The sequence below is a fragment of the Neorhizobium galegae genome (assembly GCF_021391675.1).
Classification (GTDB): domain Bacteria; phylum Pseudomonadota; class Alphaproteobacteria; order Rhizobiales; family Rhizobiaceae; genus Neorhizobium; species Neorhizobium galegae_B.
This window is the reverse complement of sequence record NZ_CP090095.1, coordinates 4,558,795-4,576,630: the sequence shown is the minus strand read 5'-3', so window position 1 is coordinate 4,576,630 and position 17,836 is coordinate 4,558,795. Positions and strand designations below refer to the sequence as shown.

The 17,836-nt window shown below is 64.7% G+C and carries 16 protein-coding genes and 1 pseudogene; 3 read left to right on the top strand and 14 right to left on the bottom strand.

The genetic code is table 11. The annotated features are described in order from the left end of the window. From LZK81_RS22400 to kynU, 4 genes are all read right to left on the bottom strand, one after another. On the bottom strand, positions 1-1,035 hold the full coding sequence (locus tag LZK81_RS22400) for a branched-chain amino acid ABC transporter permease (RefSeq protein WP_046628423.1): 1,035 nt from the start codon (positions 1,033-1,035) through the stop codon (positions 1-3). A gap of 75 nt (positions 1,036-1,110) precedes the next feature. Continuing rightward, entirely contained in the window at positions 1,111-2,259 is a 1,149-nt protein-coding gene (locus LZK81_RS22395) for an ABC transporter substrate-binding protein (protein ID WP_233954726.1), read from the bottom strand. Between the two features lie 142 nt (positions 2,260-2,401). Further along, entirely contained in the window at positions 2,402-2,917 is a 516-nt protein-coding gene (locus LZK81_RS22390; RefSeq protein WP_233954725.1) for a MarR family winged helix-turn-helix transcriptional regulator, read from the bottom strand. A gap of 4 nt (positions 2,918-2,921) precedes the next feature. Further along, the gene (kynU, locus tag LZK81_RS22385; protein WP_233954724.1) at positions 2,922-4,115 is read right to left on the bottom strand and encodes a kynureninase; all 1,194 of its coding nucleotides are present in this window, start codon (positions 4,113-4,115) and stop codon (positions 2,922-2,924) included. A 201-nt stretch (positions 4,116-4,316) separates the two neighbouring features. Here kynU and LZK81_RS22380 point away from each other — a divergent pair. Continuing rightward, positions 4,317-4,723 (top strand): annotated as a pseudogene (locus LZK81_RS22380) (ACT domain-containing protein). Here LZK81_RS22380 and LZK81_RS22375 read toward each other — a convergent pair. Both LZK81_RS22375 and cobA read right to left on the bottom strand, forming a co-directional pair. After that, complete coding sequence (locus tag LZK81_RS22375; protein WP_233954722.1) at positions 4,720-6,033, bottom strand: cobyrinate a,c-diamide synthase; 1,314 nt, start codon at positions 6,031-6,033, stop codon at positions 4,720-4,722. The pseudogene LZK81_RS22380 and the gene LZK81_RS22375 overlap by 4 nt on opposite strands. After that, positions 6,030-6,809 carry a uroporphyrinogen-III C-methyltransferase gene (cobA, locus tag LZK81_RS22370; protein WP_233954721.1) on the bottom strand — a complete coding sequence of 260 codons (780 nt, stop codon included), beginning with the start codon at positions 6,807-6,809 and terminating at the stop codon, positions 6,030-6,032. The genes LZK81_RS22375 and cobA overlap by 4 nt, the downstream gene beginning before the upstream one ends. 53 nt (positions 6,810-6,862) lie before the next feature. Between cobA and LZK81_RS22365 the strand changes: the two genes are divergently transcribed. After that, positions 6,863-7,975 (top strand): cobalt-precorrin-5B (C(1))-methyltransferase, encoded by a 1,113-nt coding sequence (locus LZK81_RS22365; protein ID WP_233954720.1) that lies wholly within the window; start codon positions 6,863-6,865, stop codon positions 7,973-7,975. Here LZK81_RS22365 and cobM read toward each other — a convergent pair. From cobM to cbiE, 3 genes are read right to left on the bottom strand one after another with little or no spacing between them, the layout of a single operon-like run. Then, positions 7,948-8,733 (bottom strand): precorrin-4 C(11)-methyltransferase, encoded by a 786-nt coding sequence (cobM, locus tag LZK81_RS22360; protein WP_046606719.1) that lies wholly within the window; start codon positions 8,731-8,733, stop codon positions 7,948-7,950. The genes LZK81_RS22365 and cobM overlap by 28 nt on opposite strands. Beyond that, positions 8,730-9,116 (bottom strand): cobalamin biosynthesis protein, encoded by a 387-nt coding sequence (locus LZK81_RS22355; protein WP_046606720.1) that lies wholly within the window; start codon positions 9,114-9,116, stop codon positions 8,730-8,732. Before LZK81_RS22355 ends, cobM begins: the two co-directional genes overlap by 4 nt. After that, positions 9,113-10,366, bottom strand: coding sequence for a precorrin-6y C5,15-methyltransferase (decarboxylating) subunit CbiE (cbiE, locus tag LZK81_RS22350; RefSeq protein ID WP_233954719.1), 1,254 nt, complete (start codon positions 10,364-10,366; stop codon positions 9,113-9,115). Before cbiE ends, LZK81_RS22355 begins: the two co-directional genes overlap by 4 nt. Before the next feature lies 1 nt (position 10,367). Between cbiE and LZK81_RS22345 the strand changes: the two genes are divergently transcribed. Then, the gene (locus LZK81_RS22345; RefSeq protein WP_233954718.1) at positions 10,368-11,123 is read left to right on the top strand and encodes a cobalt-precorrin-6A reductase; all 756 of its coding nucleotides are present in this window, start codon (positions 10,368-10,370) and stop codon (positions 11,121-11,123) included. Here LZK81_RS22345 and LZK81_RS22340 read toward each other — a convergent pair. From LZK81_RS22340 to cobN, 5 genes are read right to left on the bottom strand one after another with little or no spacing between them, the layout of a single operon-like run. Then, positions 11,099-11,866 carry a precorrin-3B C(17)-methyltransferase gene (locus tag LZK81_RS22340; protein ID WP_233954717.1) on the bottom strand — a complete coding sequence of 256 codons (768 nt, stop codon included), beginning with the start codon at positions 11,864-11,866 and terminating at the stop codon, positions 11,099-11,101. The two genes, LZK81_RS22345 and LZK81_RS22340, sit on opposite strands and share 25 nt — an antisense overlap. Then, complete coding sequence (locus LZK81_RS22335; RefSeq protein WP_046628439.1) at positions 11,863-12,603, bottom strand: precorrin-2 C(20)-methyltransferase; 741 nt, start codon at positions 12,601-12,603, stop codon at positions 11,863-11,865. Before LZK81_RS22335 ends, LZK81_RS22340 begins: the two co-directional genes overlap by 4 nt. Beyond that, complete coding sequence (locus LZK81_RS22330) at positions 12,600-13,229, bottom strand: precorrin-8X methylmutase (protein ID WP_233954716.1); 630 nt, start codon at positions 13,227-13,229, stop codon at positions 12,600-12,602. Before LZK81_RS22330 ends, LZK81_RS22335 begins: the two co-directional genes overlap by 4 nt. Next, positions 13,226-14,539, bottom strand: coding sequence for a precorrin-3B synthase (cobG, locus tag LZK81_RS22325; RefSeq protein WP_233954714.1), 1,314 nt, complete (start codon positions 14,537-14,539; stop codon positions 13,226-13,228). The genes LZK81_RS22330 and cobG overlap by 4 nt, the downstream gene beginning before the upstream one ends. Next, the gene (cobN, locus tag LZK81_RS22320) at positions 14,536-17,829 is read right to left on the bottom strand and encodes a cobaltochelatase subunit CobN (RefSeq protein ID WP_233954713.1); all 3,294 of its coding nucleotides are present in this window, start codon (positions 17,827-17,829) and stop codon (positions 14,536-14,538) included. The genes cobG and cobN overlap by 4 nt, the downstream gene beginning before the upstream one ends. Positions 17,830-17,836: the final 7 nt, after the last annotated feature.

Below are 17,836 nucleotides of genomic sequence, written 5' to 3'. Positions count from 1 at the left end.
TCACTCCTCCTCGTGGAAGCCGCCGCTCAGCGACAGCCAGATCAGGACTGGAATGATGAGCCCGAAGACGATGACCTCCTTGTAACTGCTGGCGAAGAAGGACGAGAAGGATTCGACCAGGCCGACGCCGATCGCGGCGATCGCGGTGATCGGGAAGCTCGCAAGCCCGCCGATGATCGCCGCCACGAAGCCCTTGAGGCCGATCAGGAAGCCGGTGTCGTAATAGATCGTGGTGATCGGGCCGATCAGCACCCCGGAAACGGCCCCGATGGCGGCTGCCAGCGTGAAGGCGGTGACGCCGGTCAGATGGGTGCGGACGCCGACCAGCCGTGCGCCGAGCCGGTTGACGGCGGTCGCGCGCAGCGCCTTGCCGAGCAGGGTTCGCTCGAAGAACATGTAGAGGCCGATGATGATCGCGATCGTCGCTCCGTAGATGCAGAGGCTCTGGGCGCTCACCATCAAGGCTCCGATCGTGTAGTTGTCGTCGGCGAGCGGTTCGGCGCGCAGGCCCTCCGCGCCGAAGAAGACGAGGCCAAGCCCCATCATGGCGAGATGCACGCCAACCGAGGCAATCAGCAGGACAAGCACGGACGCATCGGCAAGCGGCCGGTAGGCGATCCGGTAGACGTAGACGCCCATGGGCGTGATGATCAGAATGGTGAGCAGGGCCTTCGCAACGGACGGAAGGTCGAGCGGCGCAAGCACGATGGTGATGCCGTAGATCACGCCGGGGAGCACCAGGTTGAGCGCGAGGCTGCGCAGAAAGGTGCGGACATCGGTACCGAGGCGCATGCTCCAAAGGTCGAACAGGAAAGCAACCGCCCCGAAACAGACGAGAAGCGATGTGGTGGCGGGCACCTTCCCGCCGTCGAGAAGCGCCAGCGTCAGCGCGCCATAGGCGACGAATTCGCCCTGGGGGATGAAGATCACCCGCGTGACCGAAAAGAGCAGGACCAGCGCCAGACCGAGAAGCGCATAGATCGCGCCATTGGTGACACCATCCTGGATCAGGAAGGTCGCAATCATCGCGTCCAAGGAATTTCCCCCGATAACAGAAAAGACGCTGCAAAAAGGCCCGGCGCGGACGCCGGGCCTCGTTTATTCGCCGGATTACTTGGTGATCTCGAACTTGCCGTTCTTGGCCGTGAACAGCACGACGGCGCGGTCGTCGAGGCCGAGGTGATCGTCGGCCTTGAAGTTGAAGACGCCCTGGCTTGCCGGGAAGGGACCGCCGGTTTCGATGGCGTCACGGAGAGCAGCGCGGAATTCCGGCGTGCCGGGCTTTGCCTTCTTCAGCGCGACCGGGATGGCCTTCTTGAGGATGGCCATGGCATCGTTGATATGCGGGCCGAACTGGGTGCGGGTGCCGGGACCGTACTTCTTTTCGTAGGCCGTCACGTAGGCCATGCCTTCCGGCTTGGTCTCCGCGGTATCGGGCAGGGCTTCCGGCGCCATGGCCGGGCCGGACGCGAAGATCGTGTTGTCTGCAGCCTTGCCGGCGATGCGCAGGAAGTCGAAGGTCACGGCGCCATGGGTCTGGTAGATCTTGCCGGCGAAGCCACGTTCGCGCAGACCGATCTGCGGCAGCGCGGCACCGGTGCCCGAGGCGCCGACGAAGACGGCATCCGGACGCGCGGCCACGAGTTTCAGCACCTGGCCGGAAACGGAGGTGTCGGGGCGGGCATAACGCTCGTCGGCCACGACCTTCAGGCCGTACTGTTCGCCGATCGCCTTGAACTGGCCCATCCACAGGTCGCCGTAGCTATCGGAGAAGCCGATATAACCGACCGTCTTGACGCCATCGGCCTTCATCTTGGCAAACAGGTTCCTGGCGATCAGGCCGGCATCCTGCGGCATCACAAAGGTCCACTTGCCTTTGGAAATGGCCGGCGGAACCGGCGAGCAGGAGAGATGCGGCGTACTGGTTTCACCGGCAACACCGGCAACAGCGATCGAAGCGGGCGTCAGCGCGGAACCGACGATGACATCGACCTTGTCGTCGTTGACGAAGCGGCGGGCATTGGTGGTGGCAACCGAGGGGTCGCCGGCATCATCGAGAACGATGACCTTCAGCTTTTCGCCGCCCACTTCGGCTGGCCACAATTCGACGGAGTTCTTCAGCGGAATGCCGAGCGCCGCACCCGGGCCGGTCGACGATATGGTCACGCCAATCGTCACGTCAGCCAGTGCAGAGCTTGCAAACAAGGAAAAGGACAGGACGGCAACAGGCGCCATTCCAGCAAAAAACCGGTTCTTCATAGGATCCTCCCAGGACAAAAGCGGGCGATCTCCTCCCGCCCCGCCATTTGTTTACAGGGAGATTGTTTCTTTGTAAACAATTCTGATAATGGTTATGTAAAGCTTACGAAGGCCGGTTTGAATGCGGCAGGGGTCGCAAGCCCTACTCGGCATCGCCCCCCAACAGCCGCGCCAAACCGGCTTTACCGTTCAATTCCACCATATCACGGGCCAACCTGGCGCGACGTTCGATCAGTTCGAGTATCTCCATGAATGCTGCGGTCTTTTCGGGCGGCAGATCGCCGAACATGTGTCTCTCGAGGGCATCGATGCCGGCCACCATCTTTTCGTAGATGGCCGTTCCTGCTGCCGTCAGCTGGATCTGGGCCCATCGCGCATCACGTGCGTCGGTGCGGCGGTCGATCAGGTCGCGGTCGACCAGTTCGCGGATCGCGCGCGACACCATCGCCTTGTCGATCGTCGTAAGCTTGCCGATTTCCATCGGCGAGATCGATTGATAGGTGCCGATCGCGGACATGACCCGCCAGATATTCAGCTTGAAACCGTTGGCCTCGCAAAGCAGGCTGACGAGCTTCATCATTTCCGCGTTGCTGCGCGCGAGCCGGTAAGGCACGACCTTGGAGAGCTTTCGGGGGGACGCGGCCCGTTCTTCCGTCATCCGATCAGGTCACCAATGCCCGCTGTTTATATTCGGCTGTGTCCCAGAGGCGATTGGTCATGATGTCTTCGAGGATATTCACTGCTCCCAACACCTCGGCCTCGCCGATATAGAGGGGCGTGAAGCCGAAGCGAATGGCGTTCGGAGCGCGGAAATCGCCGATCACGCCGCGCGCGATCAGGGCCTGCATGATCGCGTAGCCTTCATCGTGCAGAAAGGAAATCTGGCTGCCGCGCTTCGTCCCATCGCGAGGAGAACCGAGCTTCAGCATCGGGCAGCGCTTTTCGACTTCCGCGACGAACAGATCGCAGAGGTTTATCGACTGCCGCCGCAGGTCCGCCATATCGACGCCGTCCCAGGCATCGAGTGCGGCGTCGAGCGCCGCAAGCCCGATGATCGGCGGCGTGCCGACCCGCATGCGGTCGATACCGCCGCCCGGACGATAACCGAGATCGAAGGCGAAGGGCCGTTCGTGCCCCAGCCAGCCGGACAGCGCCGGCCGCACCTTGTGCGCATGACGCGGGGCAACATAGATGAAGGCCGGCGCGCCAGGCCCGCCGTTCAGATATTTGTAGGTGCAGCCAACCGCGAAATCCGCGTCGGCGTCGGCCAGGTCGACCGGCAGGGCGCCGGCGGTATGGGCGAGATCCCAGACGGTGATCGCGCCTGCGGCATGAGCCTTTTCGGTCAGCACCTTCATGTCGTGCAGCCTTCCGGTGCGATAATCCACTTCGGTCAGCATGACCACGGCGACGGTTTCGTCGATCGCAGCTTCGACGCCTTCCGGCTCGACGATCTTCAGCTCAAGACCTTTGCCGAGCGAGCCGATCAGGCCCTGCGCCATATAGAGGTCGGATGGAAAATTACCGCTGTCGGACAATACGACCTTGCGTTCCGGCACGAGTTCCAATGCCGAAGCGAGCGCCTGGTAGACCTTGATCGACAGCGTATCTCCCATGACGACCGTGCCTTCCGCCGCCCCGATCAGCTTGGCCACCCGGTCGCCGATTCGCCGTGGCAGCGTCATCCAGCCGGCCTTGTTCCAGCCCTTGATCAGCAGCTCGCCCCATTCATCAGCCATCAGCCTGGCGACCCGTTCCTTGGCTGCAAGCGGCAGCGGTCCGAGCGAATTGCCGTCGAGATAGATCATGCCTTCCGGCAGATAGAAGAGCGAGCGGGTCTTTTCGAAATCCGTCACCGGAACACCTTACTGTTCGAAACCAATCGTTTGAGGGGAGCTTAGCTCCGAAGCAATGCAGACTAGAAGCTGGCATCCCCCGTGCAAGGCAGATTTACGACTTTCGCGATTATTTCCGGGACGAATCCGGTCTTGCCGGTAATCGATCGCCGCCGTAACCTTGGTTATACGATCTCCGATGGCAAAGATTATAGGTGCTTCATGAGTGGTTTCACCAATCTTTCCCTCCTACTGGCCACTCTGGAGCCGGTTCTTCTCGAAGGCGAATTCGTCTATGCGACCGTCCCGCCAGAAAAGCTGCAAGAATACCTGGGCCTGAAGCCGATCGGGCTGTTTTTCGAGAAGGAAGGCCTGACGCTGATCCTGCTGAAAGAGACTGCCGAAAAGGCGGAGCTTGCCTCGAGCGCGCCGTTTCGCTGCATCACCATGATGGTGCATTCCTCGCTGGAAGCGGCCGGCATGACCGCGGCGATGGCGGCAGCGCTCACCAAAAGGGCATCAGCGCCAATGTCGTCGCGGCCTATTACCACGACCATATCTTCGTGCCGGCGGCGGACGCGGAACGGGCGGTTGCAGCGCTCAGGGCGCTTTCAGCCTCTGCCCGTTAGCCGCGAGCAATCGCGTGAAAAAAGGCGCCGCTGACCAGGCCTCGCCGGCCGCCTGTCGGACCGATCAGCTTGCCGCCACCGTCGGCGATCGTCGCAAAGGCGGCGTCCGTGCCCGGCGACACCACGCTGGCATAGTGGAATTCATGGCCGCGGATCGTATCGCCCTTTCGGCCGAGCGGGCTATCCTGGACAAGTTCCGCCTGGCGGTAGCCGAGGTTCATCCGGCGTTTGGCGAAACTGGTACGGTGGGAAAGCAGTCCGGTCATGGCGTGGGTGACACCATCGGCATCCTCCAGCGTTTCGCCCAGAACCATGTAGCCGCCGCACTCGCCGTGGATCGGTTTCGTTTCCGCAAACCGGGTGAGGCCGGACTTAAAGTTTTCGGCGGCGGCGAGCCTTCCCGCATGCAATTCTGGATATCCGCCCGGCAGCCAGCAGACGTCACAATCGACTAGCGGTGTTTCGTTGGCCAGGGGGGAGAAGGGAACAACCTCCGCGCCGGCGGAGCGCCATTCGCGCATCAGATGCGGATAGAGGAAGGTAAAGGCGGCATCCTGCGCCAGCGCGATGCGCTGGCCCGGCGGCCGCAGTGATTTTTCGGCCGAACCGCCGGGAATATTGAACGGCTTTGCAGCGGCATAGATCGCATCGAGGTCGAGCGAGGCTTCCATGGCATCGGCCAGCCGCTCGATATGCGCGTCCATTTCCGGATGTTCGCTCGCCTGGACGAGGCCGAGGTGCCGTTCGGGCAGAACCAGCGAGGGATCACGCAGGACGGTGCCGACGACGGGAAGTCCTGCCGCCTGGATGGCATCGCCGCAAAGTTTCTTGTGGCGCTCGCTGCCGGCACGGTTGAGGACGCAGGCGGCGATCTTCACGGTCGGATCGTAATGGGCAAAACCGTAGGCGATCACGCCGGCGGTTTGGGACTGGCCGGAGACATCCAGCACCAGCAGCACGGGCAGGCGGAACAGCCGGGCGAGATCGGAGGCAGCGCCCGAACGGTTCTCTTCGCTGACGATGCCGTCGAACAGGCCCATGGCGCTTTCGATCAAAAGCAGTTCCGCATCTTCCGCCTGGCCGCGCGCGAGATGCCGCAGCAGATCCGGCGCCATCGCCCAGCTGTCGAGGTTGAGGCCCGGCAGATGCGTTGCGGCCTCATGGAACCCGGGATCGATATAGTCCGGTCCGGTCTTGATGCCGCGCACCTTGACGCCGCGGCGGGCAAAGGCGCGCAAGAGGCCGATCGTGACGCTGGTCTTGCCGGAGCCGGAGCGCGGCGCACCGATGATGAGCGCGCGGGCCGTCATGGCTTGCCACCCGTTAGCACGGCCTGCATGGACACGATCCGGCCGATGACGATCAGCGCGGGAGCGGCGAATTTCTGTCGTTCGACCTCGGCCTCGACCGTTGCCAGCGTTGCAGTCAGCGAGCGTTCGTCCGGCGTCGTCGCCGCCATCAGCACCGCGACCGGCGTTTCCGACGACAGCCCGCCTTCGATCAGCAGCCGAGCGATAGTACCGATCGTGCTGACGCCCATATAGACGACGATCGGCTCGCCGGTTTTCGCCAGTGCCTTCCAGTCCAGATCGCCGGGGCTTCCCGCCGCATGGCCGGTGGCAAGGGTGATCGCACGGCTCATTCCCCGCATTGTCGCGGGAATGTTGGCCGAAGCGAGAGCCGCCAGCGCCGAGGTCATGCCCGGCAGGATGCGGAACGGGATGTTTTCCTTGACGAGCGCTTCCGCTTCCTCGCCGCCGCGCCCGAACACGAAGGGATCGCCGCCCTTCAGCCGCAAGACGCGCTTGCCCTTGCGGGCGAGTTCGATCAGCAGGCCGGTAATATCGTCCTGCGCGACGGAGGGTTTGCCGCCGCGTTTTCCGACGAAGATAAGCTCGGCGGTCGTCGCGAGCGAAAGCACGCCGTCGGAGACCAGCGCGTCATGGACGATCACGTCCGCCTTGCGAAGCGCGTCGGCGACTTCCAGCGTCAGGTAACGCGGATGGCCGGGGCCGGCGCCGGCGAGCCAGACATGGCCGGGCTCGAAGACGGGTGCTGCGACGATGGTTTCGATGCTTTCATTCATATGCGGACCTTTGACCGGTGACGCTCGGCCCCGGTCGGGCTATAGAAACGGCCATGGAAGTGGATGGCAAGAACCTTCGTCGTGGCTGGACCACGGGAACCTGCGCGGCGGCGGCGAGCAAGGCGGCCTGTCTTGCTCTCATGTCCGGAAAATTCCCCGACATGATCGAGGTGACGTTGCCCGGAGGGCAGACGCCATCCTTCGCGCTCGCCATCGAAGAGGCGGGCGAGGGATTTGCGAGAGCCGGGATCGTCAAGGATGCCGGCGATGATCCGGATGTCACGCACGGCGCGCTGATCAAGAGCACCGTGCGGCGCGGCGCGGCCGGCAGCGGCATCATTTTCAAGGCTGGCGAAGGTGTCGGCACCGTCACCCGTGCCGGCCTGCCTCTGCCCGTCGGTGAACCCGCCATCAATCCGGTGCCGCGCAAGATGATCGCACAGGCGATCGCCGAGGTCGCCGGCAGCGAGGCCGATTTCGAGGTCGAGATTTCCGTCGCCGACGGAGAGAAGATCGCCGAGAAGACGCTGAACGGCCGGCTCGGAATTTTGGGCGGCATCTCGATCCTCGGCACGACGGGGATCGTCATTCCCTTTTCCTGCTCGGCCTGGATCCATTCCATCTGGCGCGGCATCGATGTTGCGCGCGCTGCCGGCCTCACCCATGTGGCGGGCGCCACCGGCAACACGTCCGAAAAGGCGGTGCAGACGCATCATGGATTGCACGAGATCGCGCTGATCGACATGGGCGATTTCGTCGGCGGCATGCTGAAATATCTGCGCGACCATCCGGTGCCGAAGGTGACGATCGCCGGCGGTGTCGCCAAGATGACCAAGCTCGCGCAGGGCATGCTCGACGTCCACTCCAAGCGCGGATTGGCTGATCTCGAAGCTCTGGCGAAACTCGCCGGTGAAGCCGGGGCGAGCGATGAGCTTGCGGCGCAGATTGCCACCGCCAACACGGTATCCCAAGCCTTTGCGCTTGCGGGTGAAAACGGCCTGGCATTGGGCGACCGGATCGCCGCGCTCGCCTGGAAGACCGCTGCCAAGGCACTCAAGGACCCAGAGATCGCGCTGGAAATCCTGGTTTACGATCGCGAGGGCCGGCTGGTCGGCCAGACCGCGTTTACGCCGTCCGATCATTCGGAATCCTTGGTATCGGTCTGAGGCCAGCCGGGCCGGAAACGGCGCACGTAGTCGGCATTGTAGAGCTGGCTCTCGACGAAATCGGCAGCGCCCAGGCCCTTGCCGACGAAGATCAGCGCCGTGCGTTCGGCCGGCTCCGCGGCCAGCTTTGCCTCGATATCGGCAAGTGTACCGCGGATAATCCGTTCTTCCGGCCAGGAGGCGCGCACCACGATCGCGACAGGGCAGTCTGCGCCATAAAACGGTGTCAGTTCCGCGACGATGCGGTCAAGCGCATGGATGGCGAGGTGGATTGCCAGCGTCGCGCCGGTCGCACCAAAGGCCGCCAGCGTTTCGCCGTCCGGCATTTTCGAAGCGCGGCCGGAAACGCGGGTGAGGATCAGGCTCTGCGCCACTTCCGGAATGGTCAACTCTCGCCGCAGAGCTGCCGCGGCGGCGGCGAAGGAGGGCACGCCCGGGGTCAACGTGTAGTCGATGCCGTGCTTCTCCAGCCGGCGGATCTGTTCGGCGACGGCGCTCCAGACGGAAAGATCGCCGGAATGCAGCCGCGCGACATCCTTGCCGGCTTTGTGGGCCGCCACGTATTCCGCCTCGATATCGTCCAGCGACAGAGAGCCGGTATCGACGATCCGTGCGTCCCTCGGGCAATAGTCGAGCAGTTCCTTCGGCATGATCGAGCCGGCATAAAGGCAGACCGGCGAGCGGGCGAGAATATCGCGGCCGCGCACGGTGATGAGGTCGGCGGCGCCCGGTCCGGCGCCGATGAAATGCACGGTCATGAATGGTCCTTCGAGCGTGCCAGCGCGCAGGTGGCGCCATCGGCAATCAGCCGCGCGACAATCAGCTCCGAAGCCTCGCCGGCAGCCGCCAGTGCTGCAGCTTCGGAAAGACTTGGCGTGGCAGTTTGCGCAAGACTGTGTTTCGAAACGGTTCTGGTGCGGCCTTCTGCCTGCTTCAGCGCCGCCTCGTCGAGAATGCGGAGTGGCAGGTGTAGCCGTTCCGCAAGCTCGATCATTCCCGGCTCATGCCGCTTGATCTCGCCGGTTGCCAGTACGGACACGGATTCACGTGAAATATTGGCTTCAGCGCAGGCGGCAGCCAGCGCCGAAAGCAGCGTTTCCGCAGATGTGCCCTTTCGACAACCGAGACCGGCGGCAATCATGGCTTCACTCCGGGTTTCGTCCAGCTCCATTGGGTGACCGGCATGGCCGGCTTCCAACCCGACATGCCGCCGATCGGGGCTGCGCGGGAAACCTCCATGCGGATCAGTTCGCCGCCGCGTTTCGCATGGGCTACCAGAAGGACCGCTTCCATTTCGAGCGTCACGGCATTGGCGACCATCCGCCCGCCAGGCTTCAGCGCATCCAGGGCCGTGTCGAAAACGCCGGGCTCGCTGCCACCTCCGCCGATGAAGATCGCATCCGGCTGCGGCAGGCCGGCCAGAGCCGCCGGTGCTTCACCTTCGACGATGCGCAGGCCTGGCACGCCGAATGCCAGAGCATTCCGCCCGATCCGTGCTGCCCGATTGGCGTTGGTTTCGATCGCAATGGCTTTCAGGGAAGGATCGGCCAGCATCCATTCGATGCCGATCGAACCCGATCCGGCGCCGATATCCCACAACAATTCGCCGCGGTGCGGAGCCAGTGCCGAGAGCGTCAGCGCCCGGATTTCACGCTTGGTGATCTGCCCGTCATGTTCGAACAGCGTATCGTCCAGTCCGAAAGCGCGCGGAAGGATAAAGGCTCCGGCTTCAGCCTTTACGTCGATGGCGACGACATTCAGCACATCGATATCCACTAGCGCGAACTCATCGGCCTGCTGCGAACGGATGCGTTCCGCCGCGCCGCCCAGAGATTCCAGGACAGTTATCCGAGACGGCCCGAAGCCGGTGCGAGACAGAAGCTCCGCCAGCGCTGCCGGCCCGTTCTCATCGGATGTCAGCGCGATGATCCGCCGACCCGGATGAAGCGACGGCCGAATAAGATCGAGCGGCCGACCATGCAAGGACACCGTTTCGATGTCCTGCAGCGGCCAGCCAAGCCTTGAGGCGGCCAGCGAAAAGGCCGAGGGAGCGGGATAGGCGGTATATTCTTCAGGCGCGACATGGCGGGACAGCGTGACGCCGACGCCGAAGAAAAAGGGGTCTCCGGAGGCCAGCACGCAGACCTTCTGGCCACGCAGCGCGACGACATCGCGCATCGTCGCGTCAAACGGTGTCGGCCACGGCCGCGCCTCGTCGGTGATCAGGGTGGCTGCCAGTTCCAGATGCCGCCTGCCGCCGAAGACCACGACGGCGGATGCAATTGCCGAGCGCGCATTGTCGCCGAGGCCCGCAACCCCATCCTCGCCGATGCCGACGATGGACAGCCAGCGGCTTTGGTTTAAAGGTCTCTGCGCTGATTCAGGAGGCATCTTGCAACGTTCCATCCTCATTCTCGGCGGCACGGCGGAAGCTCGTGCGCTGGCCGGAAAGCTCGCCGGCGATCCACGGTTTACCGTCGAGCTGTCGCTTGCCGGCCGCACCCGCGCGCCGGCCGAGCAGCCCGTGCCGGTGCGTGTCGGCGGTTTCGGCGGTGCCGAAGGGCTTGCCACTTATCTCAGGCAAAAAGGCGTCTCGATCCTGATCGACGCGACGCATCCTTACGCGGCGCAGATTTCCCGCAATGCGGCCGAAGCTGCCGAGATCTCCGGCATTCCGCTTGTCGCCCTGCGCCGTTCGCCCTGGCTGCGGCTGCCCGGCGACCGCTGGGTCGAAGTCGAGAGCGTTGCCGATGCGGTCAGCACCCTGGGAGTGGTCCCGCGAAAAGCCTTCCTGACGCTCGGCCGGCAGGAGCTTCTGCCCTTCGAGGCCGCGCCCCAGCACGACTATCTGGTCCGCAGCGTCGATCCGGTCGAGCCGCCGCTGGCTGTCCCGAACGCGGTCTATCTGACCGCGCGCGGCCCCTTTGGGCAGGCGGGTGAGGCCCGGCTTCTGCAGGATCATGGCATTGAGGTGATCGTTGCCAAGAATAGTGGTGGGCCGGCGAGCTACGGGAAGATCGCCGCTGCGCGCGATCTCGGCATCGACGTCGTGCTGATCCGCCGTCCGGATCTGCCGGATGTACCGTCCGTCGAAACTGTCGATGAAATGCTCGCCTGGCTCGATCATGCGCCCGCGCCTTTGAAATAACGCGGCGAATAGACGATGGGGCGCTGGTTCTGCCGCTCGATCAGCCGGGTCTCGGCTGTGCCGACGATAATGCAGGTCGCCATGTCGGCCATATCGCTTGCCGCCTCGGCGAGCGGCACGATGCGAATAACCTCATCCGGCCGGCCGGCGGCGCGGCCGAAGATCACGGGCACGGTGCCGGGCAAATGGGCGCGCAGAATGTCGAAGGCCTCGCCGAGCTGATGCGGGCGTGCCCTGCTGACCGGATTGTAGAAGGCGATCACGAAACCGGCCGTCGCCGCCGCGATCAGGCGCTTCTCGATCACGTCCCAGGGCTTGAGATTGTTCGAAAGCGAGATGGCGCAGAAATCATGGCCGAGCGGTGCGCCGGCCTTGGCCGCCACGGCCAGCATGGCGGTGATGCCGGGAACGACCGAAAAATCGATCTCACGCCACAAGGCCGGCCCGTCGTCGATCGCCTCGCAGACTGCGGCTGCCATGGCGAACACGCCGGGGTCGCCGCCCGAGACGACACAGACCTTGCCTCCGCCCGCCGCCATTTCGAGCGCGGCGCGGGCACGCGCCAGCTCCTCGCGATTGTCCGAGGCGTGGCGGCGCTGGTCGGGGCGGAGGTTCAAACGGTCGATATACGGAAAATAGCCGAAAAAATCCTCAGCAGCCGTCACTGCGGCGGCCGCCTCCGGTGTCATCTGGTCCGGATTGCCGGGGCCGAGGCCGACGACGGTCAGCGAACCCGCTTTCATGGCCGTGTCTTCCAGCCGGGCACGAGGACGATCGAGAAATAGGGGGCAGGGCTCTCGTCGCGCTCTTCCAGTTTTTGAGCGGTCCCGTTTGCCATGGTGCCACGCTCCACGTAAAGCGCGCCCGACAGCTTGCCGACCGAGGCCAGCGCCCGGCGGATTTTCGGCAGGTTGCGGCCGACTTTCATGATCACTGCGCCGTCGGTGTTTCCGAGCCGCTCCGCGAGCTTCTCTTCGGACAACGTGCCGGGCAGCACGCTCAAAATATCGTCGCCCTGGACGAGCGGCATTCCGGTCATCGACCAGCAGCCGGACATGGCGGTGACGCCGGCGATGACTTCCGCGTGGTAGCGGCCGGCCAGCCGCACATGCAGGTGCATGTAGGATCCGTAGAACAGCGGATCGCCCTCGCTGAGCACGGCGACGTGTCTGCCCGCATCGAGATGCGCGGCGATGTCTTCCGCGGAGCGGTCGAAGAAATCGGCGATCGGGCCGCGATAATCGGCTTCGTCCTTGTGGGTCTCGACCGTGACCGGATAGACCAGCGGCAATTCGAGCGTACCCGGACGGATATGCGCCTCGACGATGGCGCGGCCGTTGCCGCTGCTGCCCTTCTTGCAGAAGAAGGCGATCACATCCGCTTCGTTGATGGCGCGTACCGCCTTCAGCGTCAGCAGTTCGGGGTCGCCAGGTCCGGTGCCGACGCCCGTGAGCTTGCCCTTGGGGAGTACGGCGTTCACAGTCCGGCCCTCGCCAATGCGTTGACGCAGGCAGCCGTCATCGCCGAGCCGCCCATGCGGCCGCGCACGATCGCATAGGGAATGCCGAGCGTCGCTTCCATCAGCGCTTCCTTGGATTCCGCAGCGCCGACGAAACCGACCGGCATGCCGATGATGGCGGCCGGACGCGGCGCGCCGGCATCCAGCATTTCGAGCAGGCGGAACAGCGCGGTCGGCGCATTGCCGATCGCAACGACTGCGCCTTCCATCTCGTCCCACAGGTCGAGTGCTGCCGCCGAGCGGGTATTGCCGAGCGTCTTTGCAAGCTCGATCGTGCGGCTGTCGCGCAGCGTGCAGATCACCTGGTTATGGGCCGGCAGGCGGGCGCGGGTAATGCCGTGCGTCACCATTTCGGCATCGCAATAGATCGGCTTGCCGGCGTGAAGCGCGCCGCGCGCCTGGGCAACGAAATCCTTCGAGAACCGGAAATGCTGAGCCGCCTCGACCAGCCCGCAGGCGTGGATCATGCGCACCGCGATTTCGGCCTGTTCCGACGAAAAAGCCGAGAGATCCGCTTCCTCGCGGATGATCGCGAAGGACTTTTCGTAGATCGCGTCGCCTTCGCGGATGTAGTCGTAACTGTTCATGATCTTCCTGACGTAACGGCCGCAGCAAGCCGGCGCGGTCCCAGACGGGCAATGCAGGCGGCGGAATTTTCCCCGGCGTGCCTCTCGTCTCGGACAAGATCGGCGATGCGGCGAAGGGAGTTGTTGGTATCGGCAAAAGCGACCGAGGCAAAGGGCTCGTCGGCCGCTTTTCCCCGGGTGATGAGCGAAAGGCCGGCGGCTGTTCCGCAGAGAGCAAGCGCTGACGGCTGCGGATGGGCGCAGCCCTTGGGGCAGCCGGTCACGTGCAGCTTGAACGAGCCGTCCAGCAGATCGCCGCAGTCTCCCGCGGCCTTGGCAGCGAGTTCGTGGGTGGCGATGGCTGCGGAATTGCAGGCGGGACTTCCGGAACAGGCGGCAATGGCTGAACGCGGATCGCTCGGCGAGGTGATGAAGCCGTTGCTGCCGGCAAAAGCGGTCAGCGCTTCGCAGGCGGTTTGAAGGCCGAAAAACAGGAGCGAATGGTCGAAGGCCGGTTTCAGCGACGGTATTCCCAGCCGCTCGGCCTCGTCGCAAAGAGCGATCAGAGTCTCTGCATTTGCCTGACCGAAGGCCGGGCCGATGCCTGACGCGAAAAGGTCGTCGGAGAGGCGGAAGGTGCCGAAAGGCGAGGCTGGCCGGCCAGGCGCATCGTATGTGGGCAAGCCGGCGGCGAGATCGCGTCCCCTCGCCTTGGGTCCCTTTTCGCCCAGCTTTCGAAGCAGCGCCAGAGTGGCGGAGACGGCCTCTGTTTCACGTAAAACATTGAAAACGCGGCCGGTTGTTTCGGTCCCACCCAGAAGCAGGGTCCAGAGGATGCCCTCATCGGTGGAAACGGGGGTAACCCGGATATCGGCCAGGAGGTCGGAAAGCCGGAGCTGCCCGCCACCGTCAACCACTACCGACATCTTTGGAGCGAGGCCGGCAATCTCGCGCGCACCTTGGCGGATCGCCTCGGCTATCGGGCGCGGATCGGCAATCTCGGTGTCGTCCATCCCCGCCAGGGGCGGAGTCTCGACAGCAAGTCCCTCGCGAAGCGGCAGGTTCAGCGCACGGACATCGGCGTCGAGAACGGGAGCCGAGGCCTCGCTCAGTCCCCGGATCTGCAGGTTGCCGCGGGCGGAAATATCGAGAATGCCGTTGCCGTCGCGCCGTGCCAACCGGCAGAGTTCGGCCAGCTGTGCCGGGGTGATCGCGTCGATCAGCGCGACGCGGGCTAAAAGCCCGTCGCCGGTCATCATCGGTGCCGACAGGGCGGGGCAGGCGCCGCGGCGCATGTCCAGTGTGCTTCGATCGAGGGAAAGCGTCGTCATGCCACCTTCTCCCGGGTGAACATTTCGAGCTCGGCATCGACCGCGTTGCGGCGGGGATGCCAGAGGCCGCGGCGGAGTGCTGAGCGGAACCGCTCGGCCATGAAGCGGGCGCCTTCGGGGTTCTGGCTCAGCAGGAAGTCGCGGACCTTTTCATCGCCGAGATAGGCGTCGTAGGTCGCCTCGATCAGCGATTGCGGGATGGCATGGGTGGTCTCGGCAAAACCGATCAGCCGGTCGACCGTCTCCACCAGTTCCGCGGCGCCGCGCGGGCCGTGGCGCATCTGTCCGGCGATGAAACGCGGGTTGACTGCGCGGGCGCGCACCACGCGGGTCACCGCCTCCGAAATCGAGCGGGCACGGGGTTTTTGCGGGTCGGTCGTGTCGAGCGCGATCACGTCCGCCTTGCCACCGAGCGCTGCGACCGCAGCCGCAAATCCGCCGATGAAGGCGACATCGGCCGATCCGTCCAGCAGGTCGCGGCCGGGATCGTCGCCGGTATGGACGAGAAGATCGGCGGTCCCGATGCGGTTTGCGAATTGACCGGGCATATGGCTGGCGTCGCCTTCCGCGCCACCGAAGGCATGGCTGGTGGCATCGAGATAGAGGCGGCCGAGTTCTTCGCGTTCCGCCCAGGCACCATCGGCGAGCTTTTCCTCGATGCCGGAGCCGTAGGTGCCCGGTGCCGAGCCGAAGATGCGGGGCGGTACGTGGCCTAGCTTGCCTGCCTCTTCCGCAAGAGGATTGTCGCCCGGCGCCTCCTCGCGGCTGGCGATGGCGCGCATCGCGGCGTCGAGCAAGGCGATGAGAGCCGGAAACATATCGCGGAACAGGCCGGAAATTCTGAGCGTCACGTCGACGCGCGGGCGGCCGAGCGCTGCCGGAGGCAGGACTTCGATACCGGTGACACGGCCCGTCGCCGCATCCTGCACGGGTCTCGCCCCCATCAGCGCCAGAACCTGGGCCACTTCCTCGCCGCCGCTGCGCAGAGACGCGCTGCCCCAGAGATCGAAGACGAGGCTTTTCGGCCAGTCGCCGTGATCCTGGAGATAACGCCGCAGGATTTCATCCGCTGCACGTTTGCCGAGTTCGAAGGCGGTCGGCGTCGGCAGCGTGCGCGGGTCGCTGGCGAAGAGGTTGCGGCCGGTCGGCATCACGTCGCGGCGGCCACGCGCCGGGGCGCCGGACGGGCCGGGGCGGATGTGTTTTCCGTCCAGCGCGTCGAGCAAGGCCTGTCGTTCGGTTTCGGCGCTTCGAACGCGAAGCGAATCGTCATCGCCGGGCGCGACCTGCCCGAAGACGTGCTGGCCGTCCTTGATCGAAAAGTCCTTGAGATCGCAGAGAAAGGCGTCGATGCGGGTGAGCGCCGCATCCGGATCGTCATTGTTCGAGACACCGGCCTCGCCGGCCAGTCCGGTGTCGCGGGCGGTCTCGACGATCAGCTTGGCCAGGCGGTCGCGGCGGCGGCGATCCAGCCCGTCGGCCTGGGCATACTCGTCGACCAGCAGTTCAAGTTTTTTCTGTTCTTCGGAAAGCCCGGCGCCGGCCAGAACCGGGGGCAGGTGGCCGATGGTGACGGCGGCAATCCGCCGCTTGGCAACCGCGGCCTCGCCCGGATTGGAAACGATGAACGGATAGATGACCGGCAGGCCGCCGGTGACGATCTCCGGGAAGCACTCCGTCGACAGCGCCACGGTCTTGCCTGGCAGCCATTCGAGCGTCCCGTGCGCGCCGACATGGACGATCGCATGCGCGCCAAGCGTCTCGCGCATCCATTGGCCGAAGGCGATCAGCGCGTGGCGCGGGGGCAGGTCCGGGCTGTGGTAGTCGGCGCGCCGATCGGCGTTGCGGCCGCGGTCGGGTGCGAGCGCGACGGTGATGTTGCCGAAGCTCGCGGCGCGGAAACGGAATATGCCGTCTCTGAGGTCTTCATCCGCTTCAGGCTCGCCCCACGCTGCCTCTGCAACGGGCTGGGGATCGTAGGCGGAGCGTACGTGGCCGGCGGATTGGGTATCCAGGCGATCCAGGAGATCACGCGGAGTCTCAGGGATATCCGAAACATCATAGCCGGCTACCGATAATTCGTGCAGTATCCCGAGTACGCTCTGTGGCACGTCCAGACCCACGGCATAACCGGTACGGCCAGGCGCGCTCGGATAATCCGGCATGAGGATGACGATTTTACGCTCGGCGCGGCGTGCTGCTTTCAGCCGGAGGAAAGCAGCGATACGGTCAACGACCTGTTCGACCCGGTCCGGTTCCGGCTGGTTGACGAGGTTGGCGGAGCTTTCGCCTGCCTTGAAGGAGATCGCACCGGCAAGAATGCGTCCATCGAGCTCCGGCAGGACGACGTGCATGGCGAGGTCGGCGGGGTTGAGGCCGCGCCGGTTCTCAGCCCAGCCATCGCGGCGGGTCGTGGCGACGACGATCTGGAAGACCGGCACGCCGGTGCGGTCGAAAATCGTTTCGCCGTTGCCGTCCGTGCCGCTGGCAAAGGCGGTGGTGGAAAGGATGGCCGCAGATTTCAGGTCAGAGACCGCCTGTTCGACGAAGGCCAGTGCATCCGGCTCCTTCAGTCCGCCGACGAAGATCGGCACAGGTGCAAACCCGCGGTTTTTCAGCGCCTCGAACAGCGCGTCGATCGGCGCCGCGTCATTCGCAAGCAGCATGGAGCGGTAGAACAGGATCGGCAAGCGCGGCGCATCCGGCGCAAAGCGGGCCAGCAGGTCGTTGGCCTCGACGATGCCTTTTCCGGGCGTGTAGTAGCCAGCCTTCGGCACCGGGGCCGCCTGTGGCAGCGGTTCCGTTTTGCCCTCGGCCAGCGTCGTCAGCAACCTCGCCAGAAGCCGCATATTGGCCGGCCCGCCTTCGCGGAAGCAGCTCAGGATGCCGGCGATCCGGTCTTCCGAAACAGTCGAGGCCGCGGTCAGGCGTTCGTCGCTGATGCTGCATTCGCCGGGCAGCAGCGCCAGCGCGATCTTTTTCCGCTTCGCCATACGCGAAAGTTCTTCCACGCCGTAAGCCCAGCGGTCGTATCCGCCGAGAATGCGCACGAGGATGACTTTGGCATGCGCCGCCGTCTTCTCGATCCAGAGATCGACGGACATCGGATGCCGCAGGTCGGAAAGACTGGTCAGCCGCAGGCTCGGCAGGTCGACGCTCCAGGCGGCGGAAATGCCGTTCAGGTCGCTGCCGGAAAAGGACAGCACCACCACATCGGCCGGCGACTGATTGAGGTCGACCGGTTCGATGAGGTCGTCAAGCGACGACGATGTGGTGGCGAGTATGTGCATCCTTCCC

Coding starts and splice junctions, on each gene's coding strand:
- LZK81_RS22395 (WP_233954726.1), bottom strand. CDS start 2,259: ATGAAGAACCGGTTTTTTGCTGGAATGGCGCCTGTTGCCGTCCTGTCC.
- LZK81_RS22390 (WP_233954725.1), bottom strand. CDS start 2,917: ATGACGGAAGAACGGGCCGCGTCCCCCCGAAAGCTCTCCAAGGTCGTG.
- LZK81_RS22375 (WP_233954722.1), bottom strand. CDS start 6,033: ATGACGGCCCGCGCGCTCATCATCGGTGCGCCGCGCTCCGGCTCCGGC.
- cobA (WP_233954721.1), bottom strand. CDS start 6,809: ATGAATGAAAGCATCGAAACCATCGTCGCAGCACCCGTCTTCGAGCCC.
- LZK81_RS22365 (WP_233954720.1), top strand. CDS start 6,863: ATGGAAGTGGATGGCAAGAACCTTCGTCGTGGCTGGACCACGGGAACC.
- cobM (WP_046606719.1), bottom strand. CDS start 8,733: ATGACCGTGCATTTCATCGGCGCCGGACCGGGCGCCGCCGACCTCATC.
- LZK81_RS22355 (WP_046606720.1), bottom strand. CDS start 9,116: ATGATTGCCGCCGGTCTCGGTTGTCGAAAGGGCACATCTGCGGAAACG.
- cbiE (WP_233954719.1), bottom strand. CDS start 10,366: ATGCCTCCTGAATCAGCGCAGAGACCTTTAAACCAAAGCCGCTGGCTG.
- LZK81_RS22340 (WP_233954717.1), bottom strand. CDS start 11,866: ATGAAAGCGGGTTCGCTGACCGTCGTCGGCCTCGGCCCCGGCAATCCG.
- LZK81_RS22330 (WP_233954716.1), bottom strand. CDS start 13,229: ATGAACAGTTACGACTACATCCGCGAAGGCGACGCGATCTACGAAAAG.
- cobG (WP_233954714.1), bottom strand. CDS start 14,539: ATGACGACGCTTTCCCTCGATCGAAGCACACTGGACATGCGCCGCGGC.
- cobN (WP_233954713.1), bottom strand. CDS start 17,829: ATGCACATACTCGCCACCACATCGTCGTCGCTTGACGACCTCATCGAA.